Source organism: Pseudomonas sp. FSL R10-1339 (genome assembly GCF_009600545.1).
Classification (GTDB): domain Bacteria; phylum Pseudomonadota; class Gammaproteobacteria; order Pseudomonadales; family Pseudomonadaceae; genus Aquipseudomonas; species Aquipseudomonas bubulae.
Genome location: NZ_WIVQ01000001.1, coordinates 25171 through 49329, shown reverse-complemented (window position 1 = coordinate 49329; position 24159 = coordinate 25171). Strand labels below are relative to the sequence as shown.

General features: G+C 57.9%; 21 protein-coding genes and 1 pseudogene. 17 read left to right on the top strand and 5 right to left on the bottom strand.

Annotation, left to right across the window (positions count from 1 at the left end):
- Positions 1-108: 108 nt before the first annotated feature.
- Positions 109-813 (bottom strand): annotated as a pseudogene (locus GHO03_RS00225) (transporter associated domain-containing protein); the annotation flags it as partial.
- Between the two features lie 186 nt (positions 814-999).
- Complete coding sequence (locus tag GHO03_RS00220) at positions 1000-1812, bottom strand: inner membrane protein YpjD (protein ID WP_095001249.1); 813 nt, start codon at positions 1810-1812, stop codon at positions 1000-1002.
- Positions 1813-2020: 208 nt separating this feature from the next.
- Between GHO03_RS00220 and ffh the strand changes: the two genes are divergently transcribed.
- From ffh to GHO03_RS00190, 6 genes are all read left to right on the top strand, one after another.
- Positions 2021-3397, top strand: a complete 1377-nt coding sequence (ffh, locus tag GHO03_RS00215) for a signal recognition particle protein (RefSeq protein ID WP_095001250.1) — start codon at positions 2021-2023, stop codon at positions 3395-3397.
- A 249-nt stretch (positions 3398-3646) separates the two neighbouring features.
- The gene (gene rpsP / locus GHO03_RS00210) at positions 3647-3898 is read left to right on the top strand and encodes a 30S ribosomal protein S16 (RefSeq protein WP_095001251.1); all 252 of its coding nucleotides are present in this window, start codon (positions 3647-3649) and stop codon (positions 3896-3898) included.
- Between the two features lie 5 nt (positions 3899-3903).
- Complete coding sequence (gene rimM / locus GHO03_RS00205) at positions 3904-4443, top strand: ribosome maturation factor RimM (protein WP_048363294.1); 540 nt, start codon at positions 3904-3906, stop codon at positions 4441-4443.
- Positions 4444-4445: 2 nt separating this feature from the next.
- The gene (gene trmD / locus GHO03_RS00200) at positions 4446-5198 is read left to right on the top strand and encodes a tRNA (guanosine(37)-N1)-methyltransferase TrmD (protein WP_340068264.1); all 753 of its coding nucleotides are present in this window, start codon (positions 4446-4448) and stop codon (positions 5196-5198) included.
- Between the two features lie 45 nt (positions 5199-5243).
- Positions 5244-5594: a 50S ribosomal protein L19 gene (gene rplS, locus GHO03_RS00195; protein WP_003440273.1), complete on the top strand. Its 351-nt coding sequence runs from the start codon at positions 5244-5246 to the stop codon at positions 5592-5594.
- Between the two features lie 97 nt (positions 5595-5691).
- Complete coding sequence (locus GHO03_RS00190) at positions 5692-6105, top strand: acyl-CoA thioesterase (RefSeq protein ID WP_095001252.1); 414 nt, start codon at positions 5692-5694, stop codon at positions 6103-6105.
- A 6-nt stretch (positions 6106-6111) separates the two neighbouring features.
- On the opposite strand, the gene GHO03_RS00185 is transcribed toward GHO03_RS00190, so the two are convergent.
- Positions 6112-7908 (bottom strand): sodium:proton antiporter, encoded by a 1797-nt coding sequence (locus tag GHO03_RS00185; RefSeq protein WP_095001253.1) that lies wholly within the window; start codon positions 7906-7908, stop codon positions 6112-6114.
- Between the two features lie 120 nt (positions 7909-8028).
- Here GHO03_RS00185 and xerD point away from each other — a divergent pair, with 120 nt between their 5' ends.
- The 6 genes from xerD to GHO03_RS00155 all read left to right on the top strand — a co-directional run bounded on the left by xerD (position 8029) and on the right by GHO03_RS00155 (position 15503).
- Complete coding sequence (xerD, locus tag GHO03_RS00180) at positions 8029-8925, top strand: site-specific tyrosine recombinase XerD (RefSeq protein WP_095023042.1); 897 nt, start codon at positions 8029-8031, stop codon at positions 8923-8925.
- A gap of 122 nt (positions 8926-9047) precedes the next feature.
- The gene (locus GHO03_RS00175; protein WP_095001255.1) at positions 9048-9779 is read left to right on the top strand and encodes a DsbC family protein; all 732 of its coding nucleotides are present in this window, start codon (positions 9048-9050) and stop codon (positions 9777-9779) included.
- 136 nt (positions 9780-9915) lie between these two features.
- The gene (locus GHO03_RS00170) at positions 9916-11220 is read left to right on the top strand and encodes a homoserine dehydrogenase (RefSeq protein ID WP_016781922.1); all 1305 of its coding nucleotides are present in this window, start codon (positions 9916-9918) and stop codon (positions 11218-11220) included.
- Positions 11221-11325: 105 nt separating this feature from the next.
- Positions 11326-12735: a threonine synthase gene (thrC, locus tag GHO03_RS00165; protein ID WP_095001256.1), complete on the top strand. Its 1410-nt coding sequence runs from the start codon at positions 11326-11328 to the stop codon at positions 12733-12735.
- 120 nt (positions 12736-12855) lie between these two features.
- Positions 12856-14952 carry a transporter substrate-binding domain-containing protein gene (locus GHO03_RS00160; RefSeq protein ID WP_153398758.1) on the top strand — a complete coding sequence of 699 codons (2097 nt, stop codon included), beginning with the start codon at positions 12856-12858 and terminating at the stop codon, positions 14950-14952.
- Between the two features lie 131 nt (positions 14953-15083).
- Positions 15084-15503 (top strand): response regulator, encoded by a 420-nt coding sequence (locus GHO03_RS00155; RefSeq protein WP_095001258.1) that lies wholly within the window; start codon positions 15084-15086, stop codon positions 15501-15503.
- 164 nt (positions 15504-15667) lie between these two features.
- On the opposite strand, the gene GHO03_RS00150 is transcribed toward GHO03_RS00155, so the two are convergent.
- Positions 15668-16480 carry a TIGR02285 family protein gene (locus GHO03_RS00150; RefSeq protein ID WP_153398754.1) on the bottom strand — a complete coding sequence of 271 codons (813 nt, stop codon included), beginning with the start codon at positions 16478-16480 and terminating at the stop codon, positions 15668-15670.
- Between the two features lie 43 nt (positions 16481-16523).
- Positions 16524-17723 (bottom strand): CaiB/BaiF CoA-transferase family protein, encoded by a 1200-nt coding sequence (locus tag GHO03_RS00145; protein WP_095018197.1) that lies wholly within the window; start codon positions 17721-17723, stop codon positions 16524-16526.
- 134 nt (positions 17724-17857) lie between these two features.
- Between GHO03_RS00145 and GHO03_RS00140 the strand changes: the two genes are divergently transcribed.
- From GHO03_RS00140 to GHO03_RS00120, 5 genes are all read left to right on the top strand, one after another.
- Positions 17858-18400, top strand: a complete 543-nt coding sequence (locus GHO03_RS00140) for a YaeQ family protein (RefSeq protein ID WP_016781928.1) — start codon at positions 17858-17860, stop codon at positions 18398-18400.
- A 42-nt stretch (positions 18401-18442) separates the two neighbouring features.
- Complete coding sequence (gene recJ / locus GHO03_RS00135) at positions 18443-20152, top strand: single-stranded-DNA-specific exonuclease RecJ (protein ID WP_095024899.1); 1710 nt, start codon at positions 18443-18445, stop codon at positions 20150-20152.
- A gap of 205 nt (positions 20153-20357) precedes the next feature.
- Complete coding sequence (locus tag GHO03_RS00130) at positions 20358-21464, top strand: NADH:flavin oxidoreductase/NADH oxidase (protein ID WP_153398752.1); 1107 nt, start codon at positions 20358-20360, stop codon at positions 21462-21464.
- Positions 21465-21542: 78 nt separating this feature from the next.
- Complete coding sequence (locus tag GHO03_RS00125; protein WP_095018194.1) at positions 21543-22250, top strand: tellurite resistance TerB family protein; 708 nt, start codon at positions 21543-21545, stop codon at positions 22248-22250.
- Between the two features lie 191 nt (positions 22251-22441).
- Positions 22442-24118, top strand: coding sequence for an acid phosphatase (locus GHO03_RS00120; protein ID WP_130872007.1), 1677 nt, complete (start codon positions 22442-22444; stop codon positions 24116-24118).
- The last annotated feature ends 41 nt before the right edge of the window (positions 24119-24159 follow it).

Below are 24159 nucleotides of genomic sequence, written 5' to 3'. Positions count from 1 at the left end.
ACGCGCCGACAGCGCTGGGTGCGGGTAACACGCGTGTTGGCGAGGCTTGGGTAAGCGATGATGATTATAGGGAGGCCCGCTCAAATGTAACAAGACCTTGCGCGGCGATTAAACCGCGGGCTTGACGCTGTTGTGCCAGATCAGTACGCGGCTGACGCGGTTTTCTTCGGTCTGGAGGATCTCCAGGCGATAGCCGCCGATTTTCAGGCACACGGTGGTCTCGGGGATGGTTTCCAGCGCTTCGGTGACCAGGCCATTGAGGGTTTTCGGGCCGTCGCAGGGCAGGTGCCAGCCCAGGGCCTTGTTCAGCTCGCGAATGGAGGCTGCACCATCGACAACATAACGGCCGTCGGGCAGGGGGTCGATATGGGGGTTATCGATATTCTGCTCGTCTTCGAACTCGCCGACGATCTCTTCGAGGATGTCCTCAAGCGTCACGATGCCAAGCACTTCGCCGTATTCATCGACCACCACGCCCAGGCGGCGCTGCTGCTTGTGGAAGTTAAGCAGTTGCAGTTGCAGCGGGGTGCTTTCGGGGATGAAGTAAGGTTCGTGGCAAACGGCCAGCAGTGCTTCTTTGGTCAGGCTGGCGTCGGGCAGCATGTGCTGGATGTGGCGGGTATTGAGGATGGCTTCGACCTGGTTGATGTCGTTGTGAAACACCGGCAGGCGTGTGCGCGAGGTCTGGCGCAACTGCTCAATCAGGTCTTCGATCGGGTCGTCGAGGTTCAGGCCTTCGACTTCGTTGCGCGGGATCAGGATATCGTTGACCGTGATGTTGTCCAGCGCATGGATGCCTGATAGCAGGGCCGGGCGGCTGTTGGGCTGCTCGTCCTGTTGCTGGGGAGCCTCCTCTCGCAGCTGCTGGGCGTTGGTGCGCCTGGCGCGGGCACTGCTTTTGCCCAGTATAAAGCCGATAAATACAGCGGCTCCTGCGATCAATAGTGCCGAAATTGTCAGAATCGGCCCAGGGGGCAAGCTATCCATAATTATCGCCCGTCAGATATGCAGAATGTATTCACGAACCAGCTTGCTGCCAAAGTAGGCCAGCATCAGCAGGCAAAAACCGGCAAACGTCCAGCGGATGGCCTTGTGACCGCGCCAGCCAAGGTGATGGCGGCCCCATAGCAGCACGCTGAATACGATCCAGGCCAGGCAGGCCAGCAGGGTCTTGTGCACCAGGTGCTGGGCGAACAGGTTGCCCAGAAACAGCCAACCGGAAACCAGGGACAGCGAAAGCAGCGACCAGCCGGCCCAGAGAAAGCCGAAGAGCAGGCTTTCCATGGTTTGCAGTGGCGGGAAGTTCTTGATCAGGCCCTTGGGATGCTTGTGCTTGAGCTGATAGTTCTGCAGCGACAGCAACAGCGCCTGGAACACCGCAATGGTGAACATGCCATAGGCCAGAATCGACAGCAGGATATGCGCGAGTATGCCTGGCTCTTCATTAATGACCTGAACCGTGCCGGGCGGGGCGAATTCGGACAGCAGTACTGTCAGCATGCCCAGCGGGTATAAAAGCAGCAGCAGGTTCTCGACCGGTATGCGGGCGCAGGCCGCCAGGGTCACGGTAATCACGGCCACGGCAATCAGGCTGGCTGCACTGAAGAAGTCCAGTTCAAGGCCTGCAGGCGTCATCAGGTGGGTGAACAGGCTGGCGGCGTGGGCGAGTACGGCAAGAATGCCGAGCGTCACCAACAGGCGTTTGTTTGCCTTTGCGCCCTGGCGCAGACAAGAGCCCTGATAGAAGGTCGCAGCGGCATACAAGCAGGCGGCGGCGAGGCTGGGTAGCAAACTGGGTGACAAGGGGAGCATAAATCCTGTTAGGCAAGCCCGAAAGGACTGAGTTTGGCATACAACCGCCTGTGCACGAAAGACCACATAAGCCGACGGCATGGTGTCGGACACGGCCAGTCTTCGCTATAATCCGCGACCTGCCCACGCCGCAGGCTCGCCGAGCATCAGTTTTACACGGGCTGGGCCGCAATAACCCCGGTCTACTTTGGGCCTGAAAGGATCGCGCATGTTTGAAAATTTAACCGACCGTCTTTCGCAGACGCTGCGCCATGTCACCGGCAAGGCCAAGCTGACCGAAGACAATATCAAAGACACCCTGCGTGAAGTGCGCATGGCGTTGCTGGAAGCCGACGTGGCTTTGCCAGTGGTCAAAGACTTCGTCGCTGCGGTCAAAGAGCGCGCTGTCGGCACTGAAGTGTCGCGCAGCCTGACGCCGGGCCAGGCGTTTGTAAAAATTGTTCAGGCTGAACTTGAAAGCCTGATGGGCGCTGCCAACGAGGACCTGGTCCTTAATGTCACGCCGCCAGCCGTTGTATTGATGGCCGGTTTGCAGGGCGCTGGTAAAACCACGACTGCCGGCAAGCTGGCGCGCTTCCTTAAAGAGCGCAAAAAGAAAACCGTGATGGTGGTCTCGGCCGACGTTTATCGTCCGGCTGCGATCAAACAGCTCGAAACCCTGGCCAATGAAGTCGGTGTAACCTTCTTCCCGTCCGACCTTAGCCAGAAGCCGGTAGACATCGCTCGCGCCGCCATTGCGGAAGCCAAGCTGAAGTTCATCGACGTGGTCATCCTCGATACCGCAGGTCGCCTGCATATCGATGCCGAGATGATGACCGAGATCCAGGAGCTGCACGCGGCTGTCAAGCCGGCAGAAACCCTGTTTGTCGTCGACGCCATGACTGGCCAGGATGCGGCCAACACCGCCAAGGCGTTCGGTGATGCATTGCCGCTGACCGGGGTGATCCTGACCAAGGTCGACGGTGATGCCCGGGGTGGTGCGGCGTTGTCCGTGCGAGCCATTACCGGCAAGCCGATCAAGTTCATCGGTATGGGTGAGAAGAGCGATGCGCTCGAGCCGTTCCACCCGGATCGTATCGCTTCGCGCATCCTCGGCATGGGCGACGTGCTCAGCCTGATCGAGCAGGCCGAACAGACCCTCGATAAAGACAAAGCCGACAAACTGGCTAAAAAGCTTAAAAAAGGCAAAGGCTTCGATCTCGAAGACTTCCGCGACCAGCTGCAACAGATGAAGAACATGGGTGGCCTTGGCGGCCTCATGGACAAACTGCCGAACATGGGTGGTGTCAATCTGGCGCAAATGGGCAATGCCCAGGGCGCAGCTGAGAAACAGTTCAAGCAGATGGAAGCCATCATCAACTCCATGACCCCGGCCGAGCGCCGCGACCCTGAGCTGATCAGCGGTTCGCGCAAACGCCGGATTGCCATGGGCTCCGGCACTCAGGTGCAGGACATCGGCCGCTTGATCAAGCAGCACAAGCAGATGCAAAAGATGATGAAAAAATTCTCCACCAAAGGTGGGATGGCGAAAATGATGCGCGGCATGGGCTCGATGATGCCCGGCGGCGGCATGCCAAAAATGTAATTTACCCGCCCGGACGCTTGCGTCCGGGCAACTCGCAGCAATGCGAGACACCCGGCAAACCCGCACTGTGCGGGAGCTGACCTGTCACCATTCGTGGTGACCTAGTTGCAAGTCTGTACGGCATGCCGATAGGCGCCAGAAAAAGACATTTGCAAAAGTCCGGATATTCCTTAGAATATGCGGCCTTTCGGGCACCTATGCCCGCTGTGCCTTTAGATTTGCAGCACCGACTACAGGAACGATGTTCACATGCTAACAATCCGTCTTGCCCTTGGCGGCTCCAAAAAGCGCCCGTTTTACCACTTGACCGTTACCGACAGCCGTAACCCACGTGACGGTTCCCACAAGGAACAAATTGGTTTCTTCAACCCGGTTGCCCGTGGTCAGGAAATCCGTTTCTCCGTTAAAGAAGACCGCCTCGCCTACTGGCTGAGCGTTGGTGCTCAACTGTCTGAGCGTGTTGCTCAGCTGGTTAAAGAAAACGCTAAGGCTGCGGCCTGAGCAATATGAGCGTGACGCCTGAAACTGCTGATGATTTGATCGTTATCGGCAAAATCTACTCGATTCACGGCGTGCGCGGCGAAGTGAAGGTTTATTCCTTTACGGATCCAATTGATAACCTGTTGGACTACAAAAAACTGACGCTTCGGCGCGGTAATGATGTACGACAGGCAGAGCTGGTCAGTGGCCGTTCTCATAACGGCAAGTTTCTGGTTGTAAAGCTCAAAGGTCTCGATGACCGTGATGAAGCTGGTCTTCTTCGTGAATTCGAAATCTGCGTGCCGCGTAACCTGTTTCCTGAACTGACCGACGGCGAGTACTACTGGTACCAGCTGCAGGGACTGAAAGTGACCAACCTTGAAGGGCAATTGCTCGGCAAGATTGTTGACCTGATGGAAACTGGCTCGAACGATGTCATGGAAGTCAAACCTTGCCCAGGTAGCCTGGATGATCGTGATCGCTTGTTGCCCTATACAGAGCAATGCGTGTTGAGCGTCGACCTTGCAGCTGGCGAGATGAAGGTGGATTGGGATGCGGACTTCTAAGCGTGGCTAAATTGCGCGTAGAAGTGATCAGTTTGTTTCCCGAAATGTTTTCCGCCATCAGCGACTACGGCATCACTAGTCGTGCGGTGAAACAAGGGCTCTTGCAGCTGACTTGTTGGAACCCGCGAGACTACACAACGGATCGGCATCACACTGTGGATGATCGCCCATTTGGCGGTGGTCCGGGCATGGTGATGAAGATCAAGCCTCTGGAAGATGCACTGGTTCAGGCCAGAGAAGCAGCCGGAGCGGCGGCGAAGGTGATTTACCTGTCGCCCCAAGGCCGTCAACTGAATCAGTCGGCGGTACGCGAGCTGGCGAATGAGGAAGCATTAATCCTTATTGCAGGTCGTTATGAAGGCATTGACGAGCGTTTTATAGACGCTTATGTCGATGAAGAGTGGTCAATTGGTGACTATGTACTCTCTGGTGGCGAGCTGCCGGCGATGGTTCTGATTGATGCGGTTACACGACTGCTGCCTGGAGCTTTAGGGCATGCGGACTCCGCGGAGGAAGATTCCTTCACGGATGGTCTGCTGGATTGCCCGCACTACACCCGACCGGAGGTGTATGCGGATCAGCGTGTTCCCGACGTATTGCTTAGTGGCAATCATGCACACATCCGGCGTTGGCGTTTACAGCAGTCCCTTGGGCGGACCTTTGAACGACGCGCCGATCTTCTGGAAAGCCGCTCGCTTTCTGGAGAAGAGAAGAAGCTGCTCGAGGAATACATCCGCGAGCGGGACGATAGTTAACAACGTATCGATGGTAGATCAGTTGATCTACCTTAGGAGCACAGCATGACTAACAAAATCATCCTTGCACTCGAAGCAGAGCAGATGACTAAAGAGATCCCTCCTTTTGCCCCGGGCGACACCATTGTCGTTCAGGTGAAAGTGAAGGAAGGCGATCGTTCGCGTCTGCAAGCTTTCGAAGGTGTAGTGATTGCCAAGCGTAACCGTGGCGTGAACAGTGCTTTCACTGTTCGTAAAATCTCCAACGGTGTTGGCGTAGAGCGTACTTTCCAGACCTACAGCCCGCAAATCGACAGCATGGCTGTTAAGCGTCGCGGTGACGTGCGTAAAGCCAAGCTGTACTACCTGCGCGACCTGTCGGGTAAAGCAGCTCGCATCAAGGAAAAACTGGCTTAAGTCCAGCTTCCCGATGCAGAAAAAAGCAGCCTTCGGGCTGCTTTTTTGTTGCCTGAGATTTGTCAGACCTTTGTCCAGTTGTAGGTAGTAAGAAAGCATGACTTCGCGTGAGCAAGAGATTCAACGCCGTACCGACCTCTCCGTTACCCGTATTACCAAAGCGGTATTCCCCTCTACCACCAATCACCACAACACCCTGTTTGGCGGCACCGCGCTGGCGTGGATGGACGAAGTTTCGTTTATTGCCGCAACGCGTTTTTGTCGTCTGCCGTTGGTGACGGTGTCCACGGACCGTATTGATTTCAACCATCCGATCGCGGCTGGCTCCATCGTTGAGCTGGTGGGGCGTGTGGTTAAAGTTGGCAACACCAGCCTCAAGGTTGAGGTCGAGGTGTATGTCGAAAGCATGAGCTGCGATGGTCGCGAACTGGCGATCCAGGGCTTGTTCAGCTTTGTCGCCATCGATGATGACAAGCGCCCGGTACCGGTGTTGCCAGGGTTTGCCTCGTAACAGCTGCTACGGGTGCCTGATCAACGCCAGCAGCGTCCACCCGGAGCCTGGTTTCAATTCACTGTCAGGTGTCACTACATGCACCCAGCCAGTGTTGTCGCGGGCGAAGAGCAGGGTGACGCGCTTGCCATGCAGGGCCAGGTAGTCCGCCCAGGTGAAGTTGTCGGTCAGTGTGGTGCTGTACAGCTCGGCTCCCTGGCTCAACTCACTGGCGAGCTGGCCGTAGGTCAGCGCCGGGTTGCCCAGGGCTTGACCGCGGTACTCGTGGCTGGCGCGATGCTTGTCAGTGCGACGAATTTCCTGGCCATTGGTCAGTGTAAACAAGCGCTGCAGCCCGAACTCGTGATGAAAGCGTGCCGCTGCCAGGGTATTCAACTCGCCAGAGGGTGACAGTGCGAGCAAATGCCCCAGCCCCACCAGATCCAGGTGACTCTCGGCATGCTCTGAAGCCGGATTGCCAAAGTAAGTGGGCAAGTTGTCCATGCGCGCGGCGCGAATGTGTTCCCAGTTGGAATCGGTTAGCAGTACGCGGCTGCCCAGTTGCTGCAATGCCTTGCCAATAACCCGGGCCGGGCCATTGGCGCCAACGATCAAAAAGCCGCTGGGGGCCGGCTCCGCCACTTTGAGCAGGCGGGCCAGGGGCCGTGCCGTCGCGCTTTGCAGCACCACCGTACCGATGATCACTGCAAAGGTCAGGGGCACCAGTAGCAGCGCGCCGTCATGGCCTGCTTCGTCCAGGCGGATCGCAAAAATTGCTGAAACGGCTGCCGCGACGATCCCGCGTGGGGCGATCCAGGCGAGCAAGGCGCGTTCGCGCCAGTTTAGTTTTGAGCCAAAGGTCGAAATCACCACGTTCAGCGGCCGGGCGATAAATTGAATAATCAGCAGCAACACCAGCACCACAGGCCCCAGGCCGATCATGGCGTTCAAGTCCAGGCGCGCCGCCAGCAGGATAAACAGCCCCGAGATCAGGAAGATGCTCAGGTTTTCCTTGAAGTGCAGGATGTTGCGTACATCCACCCCCTTCATATTGGCCATCCACATGCCCATCAAGGTGACCGCCAGCAGTCCGGACTCATGCATCACCGTATTGGCGCCAATAAATACGCCCAGCACTGCTGCCAGCGTGGCCAGGCTGTGCAGGTACTCCGGCAGCCATTGGCGGCGTACGATCTGCCCCATGATCCAGCCACCTACAATGCCGAACAAGCTGCCGCATACAATCACCCCGGCAAAGGTCAGCAGGCTGTGGCTCAGGCCTTCGCCCGTGGCGCTGGCGATGATAAAGCTGTAGACCACCACCGCCAGCAGCGCGCCAATCGGGTCGATGACAATGCCTTCCCAGCGCAGGATATTGGCAATCGATGCCTTGGGCCGTACTACGCGCAGCATCGGCACAATCACCGTAGGCCCGGTGACCAGTGTCAGCGTGCCGAACAGCAAGGCCAGAAGCCAGTCAAAGCCCAGTAGCCAATGGGTCGCCAGGGTGATCACGGCCCAGGTCGAGAGCGCACCGATAGTGACCAGCCGATGGACCACAGTGCCGATTTCGCGCCACTCGGACAAATGCAGGGTCAGGCTGCCTTCAAACAGAATCAGCGCCACCGCCAGTGAGACCAGCGGCATCAGCAGCGGGCCGAACAATTCTTGCGGGTCCAGCCAGCCCAATACCGGGCCGACCAGGATCCCGCTCAACAGCAGAAACAGGATGGCCGGCAGCTTCAGTCGCCAGGCCAGCCACTGTGAGCCCAGGGCAGCGATGCCGATGCCGCCGAAAGACAGCAAAATCTGTTGTTCGGTCATAAGGTCATCCTGTGAAAACTTGGGGTTTATGGCATCCGCCAGCCATGAAAGACTAGCGCTCACTTTTGCAGTTCACTTTATATTTGTGCGCAGCCTCCGGCCTGTGCGTTTCGAGAGCCAATGCCCGCTATAGACGACCCACTTATCGACCGTTTTCTGGATGCCCTGTGGCTGGAAAAAGGCTTGTCGGACAACACCCGCGGTGCTTATCGCAGTGACCTGGCCTTATTCAATGGCTGGTTGCAGGAGCGCGGTATCGCTGTGGCCAGCGCCGGGCGCGAGTTGATCCTCGATCATCTCGCCTGGCGCCTGGAGCAGGGCTACAAGCCTCGCTCGACTGCGCGCTTGCTCTCAGGTTTGCGTGGCTTCTATCGTTATCTGCTGCGAGAAAACCTGATTGCCGTCGACCCTACCTTGCAGGTCGATATGCCCCAGTTGGGCAGGCCATTACCCAAGTCCCTGTCAGAGGCAGACGTAGAAGCGCTGCTCGCCGCCCCTGATCTGAGTGAGGCCATCGGCCAGCGTGATCGGGCCATGCTTGAAGTACTGTATGCCTGTGGCCTGCGCGTAACCGAATTGATCAGCCTGACCCTGGAGCAGGTCAACCTGCGCCAGGGCGTTTTGCGCGTGATGGGCAAGGGCAGCAAGGAACGCCTGGTGCCGATGGGGGAGGAGGCCATCGTCCGGGTCGAGCGCTACATGCGCGATGCCCGGCATGAGCTGCTGGGCGGTCGCCCCAGTGATGTGCTATTTCCCAGTCAGCGCGGTGAACAGATGACCCGCCAGACCTTCTGGCATCGCATCAAGCATCAGGCCAGGGTGGCCGGGATCAACAAGTCGCTGTCGCCACATACCTTGCGCCATGCCTTCGCCACCCATTTGCTCAATCACGGCGCCGATTTGCGTGTGGTGCAAATGCTGCTGGGGCACAGCGACCTCTCGACGACGCAGATTTACACCCATGTTGCCCGTGCCCGACTGCAGGACCTGCATGCCCTCCATCACCCGCGTGGCTAGTCGGAGTCGGTCATGCAGGCCATCTGTGGTAGGCTTTGCCGGTTTAGAAAGCGCGCCGCCCAAACCCGTTGTTTCAGGACGGGTATCGGGGTTGGCAGCTTTGCCCGTCTTCAGGAGTTCCCATGCGTGTGATCCAGATTTTCGCCGCCGCAGCCATTGCGTTGGTCAGCACCTTCTCGTTCGCCGATACCGGCGCCGAACAAGCAATCCGCAAGAGCCTCGAAACCCTGCAACTGGATGTGCCGGTCGAGAGCATCAGTGCCAGCCCCATGGCCGGCCTGTATGAAGTCAAGCTCAAGGGCAGCCGCGTGCTGTATGCCAGTGCCGATGGCCAGTTCATCGTTCAGGGCTACATGTTCCAGCTCAAGGACGGCAAGCCGGTGAACCTGACCGAGCAGGCCGAACGTGTTGGCGTGGCCAAGTTGATTAATGGCATTCCGGTGGCAGAGACCGTCGTTTACCCTGCCATCGGCGAAACCAAGTCCCATATCACGGTATTTACCGACACCACTTGCCCGTATTGCCACAAATTGCATGCCGAAGTCCCGCAACTGAACAAGATGGGGATTGAAGTGCGCTATGTTGCGTTCCCGCGTCAGGGCCTCGGCTCACCGGGTGACCAGCAGCTGCAGGCAGTGTGGTGTTCCAAGGACAAAAAAACGGCGATGGACAAGATGACTGATGGTAAAACCGTCGAGGCGCCAAAATGCGCCAATCCGGTTGCCAAGCAGTTCGCCATGGGCCAGTCCATCGGCGTCAATGGCACGCCAGCCATCGTTTTGGCTGACGGTCAGGTGATTCCGGGTTATCAGCCTGCTGCGCAGGTTGGCAAGCTGGCACTCAGTGTTAAATAATCCAGTGTCGTCACGATAAGCCTGTGACGATCATGGCGGGGCAGTTCAGTTGCCCGGCCATTAATAGAGAACCGTGGCAATCCACGGTTGTTTTTCACGGCCGACCTTGAGTCGGCCGTTTTATGGGGAGTTCAGCGTGAATCCGGTCAAAGTAGGTATCTGTGGGCTCGGGACCGTCGGTGGCGGCACCTTCAACGTACTAAAGCGTAACGCCGAGGAGATTGCCCGCCGTGCCGGGCGTGGTATCCAGGTTGCGCAAATTGCAATGCGTACGCCAAACCCTCAGTGCGACATTACCGGTACCCCCATTACCAACGATGTATTCGCTGTTGCGACCAACCCTGAAATCGACATTGTTATCGAGCTGATTGGTGGTTACACCATCGCCCGTGAACTGGTGCTCAAGGCCATCGAAAACGGCAAGCATGTCGTGACCGCGAACAAGGCGCTGATTGCCGTTCACGGTAATGAAATCTTCGCCAAAGCCCAGGAAAAGGGCGTGATCGTGGCGTTCGAAGCGGCCGTTGCAGGCGGTATCCCGGTGATCAAGGCGATCCGTGAAGGTCTCTCGGCCAATCGTATCAACTGGGTGGCGGGCATCATCAACGGTACCGGTAACTTCATCCTCACCGAAATGCGCGAAAAAGGCCGTACGTTCGAAGACGTGCTGGCTGAAGCACAAGCGCTGGGTTATGCCGAGGCAGATCCGACGTTTGACGTTGAAGGTATCGATGCGGCGCACAAACTGACCATTCTGGCGTCGATTGCTTTCGGTATCCCGTTGCAGTTCGACAAGGCCTACACCGAAGGCATTACCAAACTGACAACCGCTGATGTGAATTACGCAGAGGCGCTGGGTTATCGCATCAAGCATCTGGGTGTTGCACGCAGCACGGCCAACGGCATCGAGTTGCGGGTTCACCCGACGCTGATTCCGGCTGACCGCCTGATCGCCAACGTCAACGGCGTAATGAACGCAGTCATGGTCAACGGTGACGCTGCCGGTTCGACCCTGTTCTATGGTGCTGGCGCCGGTATGGAACCAACGGCTTCGTCCGTGGTTGCCGACCTGGTAGACGTGGTGCGTGCCATGACCAGCGACCCGGAAAACCGCGTACCGCACCTGGCCTTCCAGCCGGATCTGCTCTCCGACCATCCGATCCTGCCGATCGAAGCGTGCGAAAGCGCCTACTACCTGCGCATCCAGGCCAAAGATCACCCGGGCGTATTGGCCCAGGTAGCGAGCATCTTGTCCGAGCGCGGCATCAACATCGAATCGATCATGCAGAAAGAAGTCGAAGAGCATGACGGCCTGGTGCCAATGATCCTGTTGACCCATCGGGTAATTGAACAGCACATCAACGATGCCATTGCCGCGCTTGAAGCATTGCAGGGCGTTGTGGGTCCGGTCGTTCGCATCCGCGTTGAGCATCTTAATTAATTAAGAGCGGCAAGCGGCAGCGGCAAGCGGCAAGCAAGAGCACATCGGCTTTTACTTGTTGCCTGGCGCTAAACCGCTTGGCGCTCAAACCGAAGGTTTGAACCCATGCGCTATATCAGTACCCGTGGCCAGGCACCGGCCCTGAATTTTGAAGATGTGTTGCTGGCCGGTCTGGCCAGTGATGGCGGTTTGTATGTACCGGAAAATCTGCCGCGCTTTACCCAGGAAGAAATCGCTTCCTGGGCCGGTTTGCCTTACCACGAACTGGCCTTTCGGGTTATGCGCCCGTTCGTGACCGGCAGCATTCCGGATGCAGACTTCAAAAAGATTCTCGAAGAAACCTACGGCGCGTTTTCCCACGCAGCTGTAGCGCCACTGCGTCAGCTAAACGGCAATGAATGGGTACTTGAGCTGTTCCACGGTCCGACCCTGGCGTTCAAGGATTTCGCCCTGCAACTGCTCGGCCGCTTGCTCGATTACGTGCTGGCAAAACGTGGCGAGCGTGTAGTGATTGTCGGCGCGACTTCCGGGGATACCGGTTCGGCGGCGATCGAAGGTTGCAAGCATTGCGAAAACGTCGACATATTTATCCTGCACCCCAACAACCGGGTATCGGAAGTCCAGCGTCGGCAGATGACCACGCTGTTCGGTGACAACATTCATAACATCGCCATCGAAGGCAACTTCGATGACTGCCAGGAAATGGTCAAGGCCAGCTTCGCCGACCAGGGTTTCCTCAAGGGTACACGCCTGGTCGCCGTAAACTCGATCAACTGGGCGCGGATCATGGCCCAGATCGTTTACTACTTCCATGCCTCCCTGCAACTGGGCGGGCCACACCGTTCCGTGTCGTTCTCGGTGCCTACCGGCAACTTCGGCGACATCTTTGCGGGCTACCTGGCACGCAACATGGGCCTGCCGATCAACCAGCTGATCGTTGCCACCAACCGCAACGACATCCTGCACCGCTTCATGAGCGGCAATCAGTACGCCAAGGACACCTTGCACGCGACTCTGTCGCCGTCGATGGACATCATGGTGTCGTCGAACTTCGAGCGCTTGCTGTTCGACCTTCATGGTCGCAATGGCGCAGCCGTTGCCGGTCTGATGGATACCTTCAAGCAAACCGGTAATTTCAGCGTTGATGAAGATCGCTGGACCGAAGCGCGTCGTCTGTTTGATTCGCTGGCGGTTGATGATGAGCAAACCTGCGAAACCATCGCTCAGGTATTTGTCGAAAGCGGCGAAGTGCTCGATCCGCACACCGCTATCGGTGTGCGTGCGGCCCGTGAATGCCGTCGCAGTCTGGATATCCCGATGGTCATTCTGGGCACGGCACATCCGGTCAAGTTCCCTGAAGCGGTTGAAAAAGCCGGCATAGGAAAAGCGCTCGAACTGCCGTCTCACCTTTCTGACTTGTTTGAGCGAGAGGAGCGTTACACCGTACTGGCTAATGACCTCAAGGCTGTCCAGGGCTTTGTCAGCCAGCATGGCAACCGTGGCAAGCCGCTTTAACGGCATTCGTCTTACGTAATTTGAAGCCCGTCATCTGACGGGCTTTTTTATTGGTGCATGGCAAACTTGCCAAGTCTTCGCCCCTTCTGTGCTGGCGAATACCCGGTCAAGGATGCTGTCATGTCACGTATTCACCAGACATTTGAATCATGGATGCGCATAGTGCTGGGCATGGCCTTGTTGAGCCTGGCCCTGCCGGTGATGGGCGCTTCCGGAACGCCTTTCAGGCTCGCAACACGCTTTGTGGATATCCAGCCTCTGCAACTGGATGCCCCGGAGCGGCAATGGCTGGCCAATCATGGAACGCTACGGGTTGGTATCGCCATCGGTGATTACGAACCGGTCGACATCACCGACGACCGCAATAACTATCAGGGCATCAGCGCAGATTACCTGAGCATCGTTCGAGACACGTTGGGCGTGCCTGTTGAAGTCCTGGGCTACAGGCGTCGTGATCAGGCCGTTGCAGAGCTGCTGGCCGGCAATATCGATATTCTGGCCAGCGCCAGCGGGTTTGAGCGAGGGATTGAAGGTGTAGCTTTTTCCCGGGAGTACATGACTGATCGACTGGTTATCGTTTGTCGCTCATGTGAGGAAGAGCCGGTCAAAAACTGGGTCGGGAAAAAAATCGGCTTTATGGAGGGCTACGTCGATATTCATACCGCCCAGGCGTTTTACCCTGACAGTGAAATCACCACCATCAGTGACCTGCATAATGCAATGGACGCGCTGGTTGAGGGGGATATCGACGGGTTTATCGGCAATGAACTTATCGTGCAGTCATTCAAAAGTGTCCGGCCTCATTCGGGGGTGCGCATTATCGGTGATAGCGCCTTGCCATCCTCCGGTTTTGCATTTGCTACACGCCTCTCTGACCCCGAACTTGGGTTGCTGATCAACCGCGCGCTGGGCAGCCTTGATGACAATACATCGCGCATGGTGCTTTCACGCTGGATCATCGGGCTTGAAGGGCACGCTGTTCAATCGCATATCAACCTGCTGCCCGGCGAGCTTGAGTGGATCCAGCGCAATCCGGTTGTAGCCCTGGCGACCCAGCAGTTCCCCTTGTACGCATTCAAGACCGGGGACGGTCGTTGGGTAGGGCTGAGTGTGGATATTCTGGCGCGAATTTCTCGCATGACCGGGCTGCAGTTTGTACATAAAGAAGCGTTTTCAACGGTACAAATCCTCGACATGCTCAAAAGTGGCGAGGCACTGATGAACTCAAGCCTCTCCAGAAGTCGTGAGCGCAAAGCTTTTTTGAACTTCACCTATTCCTACGGTGGGGCACCCTGGGTGTTTGTTGTACGAGTCAATGATTCCCGGCTGGGTTCATTGGACGAACTGGCCGGCAAGGTTCTGGCGCTTCCAGCCAGGCACGCCCTCGAAGACTTGATTCGACGTGAATACCCCGCAATCACCTTGCATCTGGTTGATACCTACGCCCAGGCACGTCACGCGGTCGCCAATGGCGAGGCAGATGCGACGATACAAACAGAGACACAGGCTCATCTTTACCCACCGGGGCGCCTCAAGGTCGGACGCAGTGTTGACGGGCAATGGGCTGCCGCCAGCTTTTCGGTCCCTGTTCTATACCCGGAGCTTTTCAGCATCATGAACAAGGCGTTGGAAGCCATGCCCATGGCCGAGATTCGGGCGCTGAGAACCAAGTGGCTGGGGGGGGTGGGCAAACCGCTGATCATCGAGAGTGGCCTGTATCACTCAGCCCGTCTTTATTGGGCGATAGCGGTCTTGATTGCGGCCGGGCTTATGTTGTTTGTGTACAACTGGTTTCTGCGCAGGCAACTGATTATTGCGCGTCAATCCGAGAAAACCCTGAATGAGCAGTTGGGGCTCAGTTACCGCTTTCTGGATGGCATTCCCAGCCCGATTTTCGTGGTTGGCCTGGAGGGAGAGCTGATTACCTGCAATCAAAGCTATGAGCAGCGTTTATCAGTCCAGTTGGGACGGATTCGCGGGTTGAAGGTGACTGATGTTGATTTGTTTTCGAAGGAGCTGGCCGAGAAGCTCCAGCGGGAAATAATGCGCATGATTCAAAGCCGCAAACCCTGTTACCAAAAACGTTGGGTGGAGTTTAAGTCCGGAGGCATGGAAATCTATCAGTGGGTTGTTCCGTTTTATTCAGAGACTGGGCGTCTGGAGGGGCTGGTAGGAGGATGGTTCGACAAGTCTGAAGCTAAAAAGTGGGATCAGTAAGCTGGTTTGATCCAGTAAATGAAAGGCGTTGTGGATTCCTATGGTATTTACAGATATGTCCTATATGTATTGAGTGTTGAGCCCACTAAGGTTTACCTCCTCTGTAGCGCTAGGTTTATGCCTGAAGGCCCATGATGCGATCTTTGAAAGTATTGATTCTTGAAGACAACCCGTTTCAATTAATGGTGTTGCATCAGATGTTGAACGCCTTCCGCATTTTTGACGTGTTGACGGCCGAAAGCGTTGATTGCGCCCGCGAGTCCTTGCTCAGGCGCGGTGCCATAGACGTGGCCATTTGTGATTTGTATATGGAAGGGGCATCAGGGCAGGAGCTGATCAGCGAGTTGGCCCTTGAACGCAAAGCTGCAGCGTTGATCATTTTGAGTGCTGCTGCACCTCCGGTGGTCGAGAGGGCGGCCAGAGTGGCCCGCAGTCAAGGTCTCAGGGTGCTGGGGTGTCTGTCAAAACCCGTGACCATAGGGGCGCTGGGGCAATTGTTGGGCGCCTTCGAGCTACAGCAGATAAGTGCTGATGGCGCGAATGCAGATTAATTGCCAGTACCGGGGGAACTTCCAGCAGGTTTGGTTTGTCAGATTTTTCATCAGCAGGAGCAAGTTTATTGCTCCGATACTTGTAGCCTGTTGAGCGGGTTATCATGACCCTGTTAAACCCCGAGCAGCCTCCCCACTGTTCGGGGTTTTTTTATGCGTACGTGTCATTGCACATCCAGGTAAGACAGGGATGGCGAGCCCAATGTGGTGAGTATCGAATTGACCCTGCGAATGACCTCACGTCCTTGCGCAGTGTCCGAGCAGCCAACGTAAATCGACTGATATTCCGGGGCGCCCTGGATCGGATAAAACAGCAGTTCGTCGGATGACAAACCTTGCTGTCTGGCCTTGGCCTGGATTTCTGGCCAGTAGCCCAATAGCGTCGGCATACGGCCTGCATGTTGCATTTGCAGCAGGCTGCCCAACGGATCGTTACCGTAATGCATGACAATCTGGCCTGGCGGGCTCAGCTTCAGCTGGCTATCAATCAATACTCCGTAGCTGCGTTTGGCAATGACTCCAAGCTTGAGGGTTTGCGCCTTGAGCAGCCCCGGCAGGTCTACCTTGTCGTCATGGACAAAGGGTTCGATCAAATGCTGATTCTCACGCAGTATGGCCATGCCATTGCTGTGCATGATCGCAACGGGCTCGGAGTAAACGATCGAGAGGGCGCGGGCGGGATTCCAGATCAGCGCCGGATCGCAGGTCAGCGAGGGTTCTTCAAGCATCTGCAGGGCCCGAGCCCGGTTAACCCGCATTATCACGTGCTGGTATTGCGGCATGCCTGCGATCAGGGCTGGCATCACCTGGTCGACTATCCCCTTACCTTTTTGCGGGCCATGAAACACCGTTAACGGTGGCAGGTCGCGCAACAACCAGATGAGTGTGGGTGCTGCCTGACTGCCAGGGGCCCAGGCCAGAAACAATGCGGTGATCAGGCCTGCCCAAAGTCTTCGCAAGGTCGAACGCTGGGTCATGCTGCTGATCTCCTTGGGTGGCCACTAAAAATGGGCAACACGCCTAGATGGCGCCCGCTTGCTTGAGGTTGGCGATTGCTGCAGCGTCGTAACCCAGGCTGTTCAACACCTCGATGTTATGTGCACCCAGTTCGGGGCCTACCCAATCTGCCGTGCCCGGAGTATCGGAGAGCCTTGGCACGATACCGGGCATCTTGAAGTCTTTACCGTCAGGCAGTTTGGCCTGCAGGAACATTTCACGGGCCAGAAACTGTGGATCGCTGAACATGTCTTCTGCCGAGAAAATACGGCTGGCAGGCACCTGCGCTGCGCCCAGTTGTTCAAGTACCGTGGCCAGCGGCAGCGAGCCGACCCAGCGGTCAATCACGCCATACAGTTCGTCACGGCGTGCGTCACGACCATCGTTGTGTGCAAGCTCCGGGTCGTTGGCCAGATCGTCGCGCCCGATAATCTGCATAAAGCGCTTGAAAATGGCGTCGCCATTGGCGCCGATCTGTACGTGCTTGCCGTCCAGGCTGGTATGGATGGAAGAGGGCGTAATTCCCGGCATGATATTGCCGGTACGTTCACGGATGAAACCGAACACATCGAACTCGGGCACCATGCTTTCCATCATGGCAAAAATCGCTTCGTAGAGCGCCACGTCTACCACCTGGCCCTGGCCGCCGTTGACCTCGCGATGACGCAAAGCCATAAGGGCACCGATCACACCCCACAGCGCGGCAATCGAGTCGCCAATCGAGATGCCTGTGCGCACTGGCGGACGATCTTCGAAACCGGTGATATAACGCAGCCCGCCCATGGATTCGCCGACCGCACCAAACCCCGGCTGATCTTTCATCGGGCCGGTCTGGCCAAAGCCGGACAGGCGCACCATCACCAGCTTGGGGTTCAGTGCATGCAGCACATCCCAACCCAGTCCGAGTTTCTCCAGAACCCCGGGGCGAAAGTTTTCGATCAGAATATCGGCGTCTGTCAGCAGCTCCTTGAGAATGCTCAGACCGTCGGGGTGTTTTAGATTCAGGGTCAGGGATTTTTTGTTGCGCGCCTGGACGAACCACCATAGCGATGTGCCTTCATACAGCTTGCGCCATTTTCGCAGCGGGTCGCCGCCGTCAGGGGATTCGACCTTGATCACCTGGGCGCCAAACTCGGCGCAAATGCGCGATGCAAATGGCCCGGCGATCAGGGTACCCAATTCAACAACTTTAAGGCCTGAAAGGGGTTTGGTGGCGAGCGGCATGTGGAATCCTTGTCCAAGGGCGAGCGAGTACAGCCTTTTAACATAGCTGGCGGCTGGCAAGAAGCTGGCCGATTCGTTCAATCACGGTGTATCGGTTAGACTTGTCGCCTTTCTCCGTATCAAGAAGCCCGTTCATGGCACAGCCGTCCACGACCTACAAGTTTGAACTCAACCTTACCGATCTCGATCGCGGGGTCTATGAAAGCGTCAAACAGACCATCGCCCGCCACCCTTCGGAGACCGAAGAACGCATGACTGTGCGCCTTCTGGCCTACGCTTTTTGGTACAACGAGCAGCTGTCTTTTGGTCGAGGCCTGTCAGATGTAGACGAACCGGCCCTGTGGGAAAAAAGCCTGGATGACCGTGTTCTGCACTGGATCGAAGTCGGACAGCCCGATGCCGACCGTCTGACCTGGTGCTCGCGCCGTACCGAGCGCACCAGCCTGCTGGCCTATGGCAGCTTGCGTGTGTGGGAAGGGAAGGTGATTCCTGCAATCAAGAACCTGAAGAACGTCAATATCGCAGCCGTTCCGCAAGAGATTCTTGAGGTGCTGGCCAAAGATATGCCACGGGTTATCAAGTGGGACGTGATGATCAGCGAAGGCACGATTTTCGTGACCGACGATCGCGGCCAGCACGAAGTGCAATTGCAGTGGCTGCAAGGCGAACGCGGCTAAGTTACAACACTTTTTCTACGCTCAGAGACTCTTCACCTGCTTATGCGCATCGAACCTCGTCCACTGCCTGAAACCCTGCCTTTTCTGGGCGAAATGCCAACCCTGCTGACCCGTCTTTACGCTGCTCGGGGTGTGCAGTCGCAAGCAGAACTGGACAAGAGCCTGGCGCGGCTGATTCCGTATCAGCAGCTCAAGGGCATCGATGCTGCGGTGGACTTGCTGGTGGTCGCGCTTGAGCAGCGCCAGCGCATCCTGATCGTCGGCGACTTTGACGCCGACGGCGCCACAGCCAGCACCGTGGGTATGCTCGGTCTTCGCCTGCTGGGGGCGGCCCATGTCGATTACCTGGTGCCTAACCGCTTCGAATATGGTTACGGCCTGACCCCGGAAATCGTCGAAGTTGCGCTTACCCGCACGCCGCACTTGTTGATCACGGTCGATAACGGAATCTCCAGTATCGAAGGTGTGGCCGCAGCCAAAAAAGCTGGTTTGAGCGTGCTGGTTACCGACCACCACTTGCCGGGCAGCGAGTTGCCGGCCGCGGATGCCATCGTCAACCCCAACCAGCCCGGCTGCGAGTTCCCGAGCAAGGCGCTGGCGGGGGTAGGGGTGATCTTCTATGTGCTGATCGCCTTGCGGGCGCGCTTGAACAGCCTGGGCTGGTACCAGGACAGCAAGGCGCCGAATATCGCCGAGTTGCTGGATCTGGTGGCGCTGGGCAGCGTCGCGGACGTGGTGCCGCTGGATGCGAACAACCGCATCCTGGTACACCAGGGGCTTGAGCGCATCCGTGCCGGGCGTGCCCGGCCCGGGCTCAAGGCTATTCTGGAAGTGGCCAAGCGTGACCATTCGAAAATTACCTCCACCGACCTGGGTTTTATCCTCGGGCCGCGCCTGAATGCCGCCGGGCGCCTGGACGACATGAGCCTGGGTATCGAATGCCTGCTCACCGATGACGCCAATGCCGCACGGGAAATGGCTGCGCAACTGGACGAAATGAACCAGGACCGTAAATCCATCGAGCAGGGCATGCAACGTGAAGCGCTGGCCCAGCTCAAGGATCTGACCATCGACAGCATGCCGTTTGGCCTGTGCCTGTTCGACCCCGAGTGGCACCAGGGAGTGATCGGAATTCTGGCTTCGCGGCTCAAGGAGCGTTACTTCCGCCCGACTTTTGCCTTTGCCGATGCCGGGGATGGCATGCTCAAGGGCTCCGGCCGATCGGTGCCGGGCTTTCATATTCGTGATGCACTGAGTGTGGTGGCTGCACAGCATCCGGACTTGATCAGCAAATACGGTGGCCATGCCATGGCGGCTGGCCTGACTTTGCCTGAGGCTAACTTCCCGCTGTTCTGTGAGGCCTTTGATGCTGAAGTGCGGCGTCAATTGCGTGAAGAAGACCTGACCGGGCGCATGCTGTCTGACGGCAGCCTGGCAGTGGAAGAGTTTCACCTGGAGCTGGCGCGTGCCCTGCGCAATGCCGGGCCATGGGGGCAGCACTTTCCCGAACCGCTGTTCCACGGGGTATTCCAGTTGGTGGAGCAACGCATCGTGGGGGAGCGGCATTTGAAAGTCGTGCTCAAGACCGAATGCGGCAGCGTAAAGCTCGACGGCATTGCTTTCGGGATCGATCGCGAAGTGTGGCCGAACCCGACCATTCGCTGGGTGGAACTGGCCTACAAGCTTGACCTCAACGAATTTCGCGGCAACGAAACCGTACAGTTGATGATTGCCCATATCGAGCCGCGCTAATCCGCCAATCCCCTGTGGGAGCGGGCTTGCTCGCGATGCTATCACCGCGGTTGGCCTGACAGGCCGCGGTGCCCGTATCGCGAGCAAGCCCGCTCCCACCAAAACCACCACGTCCCGTTGCGATATGAACTCCCCCTCATCCAGTGTTGTCGACTAGGCTCTTCAGAAGTACTTGGAGCCTGCCCACTGGAATTAGAGGTGACCCATGAGTCTGCTGCTCGAACCCTATACCCTGCGCCAACTGACCCTTCTTAACCGCATTGCGGTCTCGCCAATGTGCCAGTACTCCAGCGTCGATGGGCTGGCAAATGACTGGCACCTGGTCCACCTGGGCAGCCGTGCCGTTGGCGGCGCCGGGCTGATTTTTACCGAAGCCACTGCCGTCACCCCCGAAGGCCGTATCACTGCCCAGGATCTGGGCCTGTGGAACGACGAGCAGATTGAACCCCTGCAACGCATCACCCGCTTTATTCGCGCCCAGGGCGCTGTAGCCGGCATCCAGCTGGCCCATGCCGGGCGTAAGGCCAGCACCCACCGCCCCTGGTTGGGCAAGCATGGCAGCGTCAAGGTGGAGGAGGGCGGCTGGGTGCCTGTCGGGCCGTCCCCCATTGCCTTCGACCCACAGCACACTGCGCCAGTGCAACTGGACGAGACCCAGATCAAAGAGGTTATCCAGGCGTTCGTGGCTGCCGCCAAGCGAGCGCTGGAGGCTGGCTTCTCGGTGGTTGAAGTACATGCTGCTCATGGTTACTTGTTGCATCAATTTCTTTCACCGTTGAGCAACCAGCGACGTGACCAATACGGCGGTTCGTTCGAGAATCGCATCCGTCTGGTGTTGGAAGTCACCGAGGCCGTGCGCGGTGTATGGCCGCAGGAGCTACCGCTGTTTGTGCGGGTCTCGGCCACCGACTGGGTGGAAGACGGCTGGAACCCTGACGAAACCGTCGAACTGGCACGACGCCTCAAGGCATTGGGCGTGGACCTGATCGACGTGTCTTCGGGCGGTACCGCAGCCAATGCCGAGATTCCGGTGGGGCCTGGCTACCAGACCCGTTTTGCCGAGCGCGTGCGCAAGGAGGCCTGCATTGCCACCGGTACGGTGGGCATGATCACCGAACCGGCCCAGGCCGAGCATATTTTGCGTACCGGGCAGGCCAACCTGATCCTGCTGGCGCGTGAACTGTTGCGTGACCCGTATTGGCCGTTGCATGCAGACGATGACCTGGGCGGTAAAAAGGCCATCTGGCCAGCCCAGTACCAGCGCGCGACCCATCGCGACCAACCGATTCATGAGTCCGACCTGCGCGACTGATAGCCAGTGCTCTTTACGATAAACCTGCCTGCGGGCGGGTTTTCTGGCGCCCCCTGACCCTGTTAAGAGAGGATGCTTATGAGTTTGCTCGACCAACTGCTTAAATCCGGCCAACAGATGCTGGCGAAAAAAACCGGCGCCCAAGGCAGCGCCTCCCGTGACGATAAAGGCGGCCTGGGTGACCTGCTCGGGTCTGGTGGTCTGGGCGGCCTGCTTTCCGGCGCGGGTGGCGGCGCTCTGGCAGCCAGTGCCCTGGGGCTGCTGCTGGGCAACAAGAGTGCGCGCAAATACGGTGGTCAGGCACTGACCTATGGCGGCCTTGCCGCCCTGGGCGTTCTGGCCTACAAGGCTTACGGCAACTGGCAGGCCAATCAGGGCACGGCACCGCAGACCGAGCCGCAAACCATTGACCGTGTTCCGGCGCCGCAAGTGGAGCAACACAGCCAGGCGATCCTCAAGGCCCTGGTGGCTGCTGCCAAGGCTGATGGGCATGTGGATGAGCGTGAGCGCCAACTGATCGATGGCGAGTTGAACAAACTCAATGGCGACCCTGCATTGCGCCAATGGCTGCAAGCTGAACTGAACAAGCCGCTGGACCCGGCAGAGGTTGCCAGAGCTGCCAGCACCCCGGAAATCGCGGCCGAAATGTATATCGCCAGCCTGATTCTGGTGGATGAAGAACATTTCATGGAGCGCGCCTATCTGGAAGAGCTGGCCAAACAGCTCAAGCTCGACCCGGGGCTCAAGATCGAGCTGGAAGCCCAGGTCAAGCAGGCGCAGGGCTAGCGCACTCTGTGGGCGCGAGCCTGCATCACGATGCAGGCGCCGCAACATGCTTGTTTTAGACGCTCCGAGCCGCAACGGCCCGGGGCGTTTTTTAATGCTTCGTGGCTTCGATCCACTGCAACTTCCCCGTCATAATCCCCTGTTAGCCTGCCCGCCAGAAATAATTTGTTACGTGTAATCAGGAAGCCGCAATGAGCGACAAGAAAGACCAGGACACCCAATGCCCTGCCGACAGCAGCCGCCGTCGCTTCCTCGCCGGTGCTGCCGCACTGGGCGTTGGCGCGGCCACCTTGAGCGCTTGCGGCAGCAGTCAGCATGAACCCCCCGTCAGGCCGCAACCGCTGACCCCGGCCGAGCTGGACAAAAAGCTCCACGAACAGGTCAAGACCATCGTGGTGATCTATGCCGAGAACCGCAGCTTCAACAACCTGTTTGCAAATTTCCCCGGTGTCGAGAAGCCGTTGTCGGCCCTCAAACCCGCCGACTACCAGCAACGCGACCGTGATGGCAGCCTGCTACAGACCCTGCCACCGATATGGGGCGGGCTGCTGCAAGTGGGACCGCAGACGGTAGATGGCGTGACCTATGCGCCGGGTGAGCAGTTTCAGGAGAACCTGCCCAACGCCCCCTTCGCGCTGAAAGGGCCGAATCAGCAAGATCTGCCGTTGAATCTGGTGACCCGCGACCTGTGGCATGTGTTCTATCAGAACCAGATGCAGATCAACGATGGCAAGAACGACCAGTTCGTGGCCTGGGGGGATTCCGGCGGCTTGCCCATGGGTTACTACGCCCAGTCGCAGTATTCGCTGCGTCTGTGGGACGTAGCCCGTGAATTCGTACTGTGCGACAACTTCTTCCAGGGGGCTTTTGGCGGTTCGTTCCTTAACCACCAATACCTGATCAGCGCAGCGGTGCCGTTCTATCCGAACGCGAATACCTCTGTTGCCGAGGCGCAGATTGCTGTTTTGCAGGGCGATGACCCTGCCGGTACACGCTTGAAGGCTCTGGACAAATCCCCGGCCAGCGCCATGACCGGCGCCGCGCAGTTCGGTCCCAGCGCTCTTACTCCGGACGGTTTTGCAGTCAACACCATGGCGCCGCCTTACTGGCCGACCTGGATCCGCGACCCCGAGCGTCCCGACTATGCCAAGTCCGACCTGCCAAGCGTACTGGTGCCACAAAGCCATGAGCATATCGGCGACAAACTGAGCAAAAAGAACATTGACTGGGCCTGGTACGCGGGGGCCTGGCAGGCCACGCTGGAGCAGTTCAAGGGCTCGGACGGGATCCCCAAGATCCCCAACTTCCAGTACCACCACCAGCCATTCAACTACTTTGTTCAACAAGGCCCGCAGAACCCGCAGGAGCGCAGCAAGCGCCTGCGCGACGCAGGCCTGGGCGATGAGTCCGGCAGCAACCGCTTTCTGGCTGACGCCGAGGCTGGCAGCCTGCCAGCCGTGAGTTTCTACAAGCCTCAGGGCAACCTCAACCTGCACGCTGGCTATGCCGATGTGGCTGCTGGTGACCGGCACCTTGACCGTGTGCTCAAGGTGCTGCGCAACAGCCCGCAATGGCAAAACATGGTGATCGTGCTTACCGTGGACGAAAACGGTGGCTGGTGGGATCACGTTGCACCGCCCAAAGGTGATCGCTGGGGGCCGGGTACAAGGATTCCGGCTCTGGTGGTATCACCTTTCGCACGCAAGGGGACGGTGGATCACACGGTGTATGACACCGCTTCGATTCTGCGCCTGATTAGCCGGGTGCATCAGCTGGAAGTGCTGGATGGCCTCAAGCAACGTGACGATGCCATGAAGGCGCGGGGGCAAGCGCCCATGGGCGACCTGACCAATGCATTGATGTTCTGACAACAGCCCTCCCACAGGTTTGAAGTTTTGCATGTAGGAAT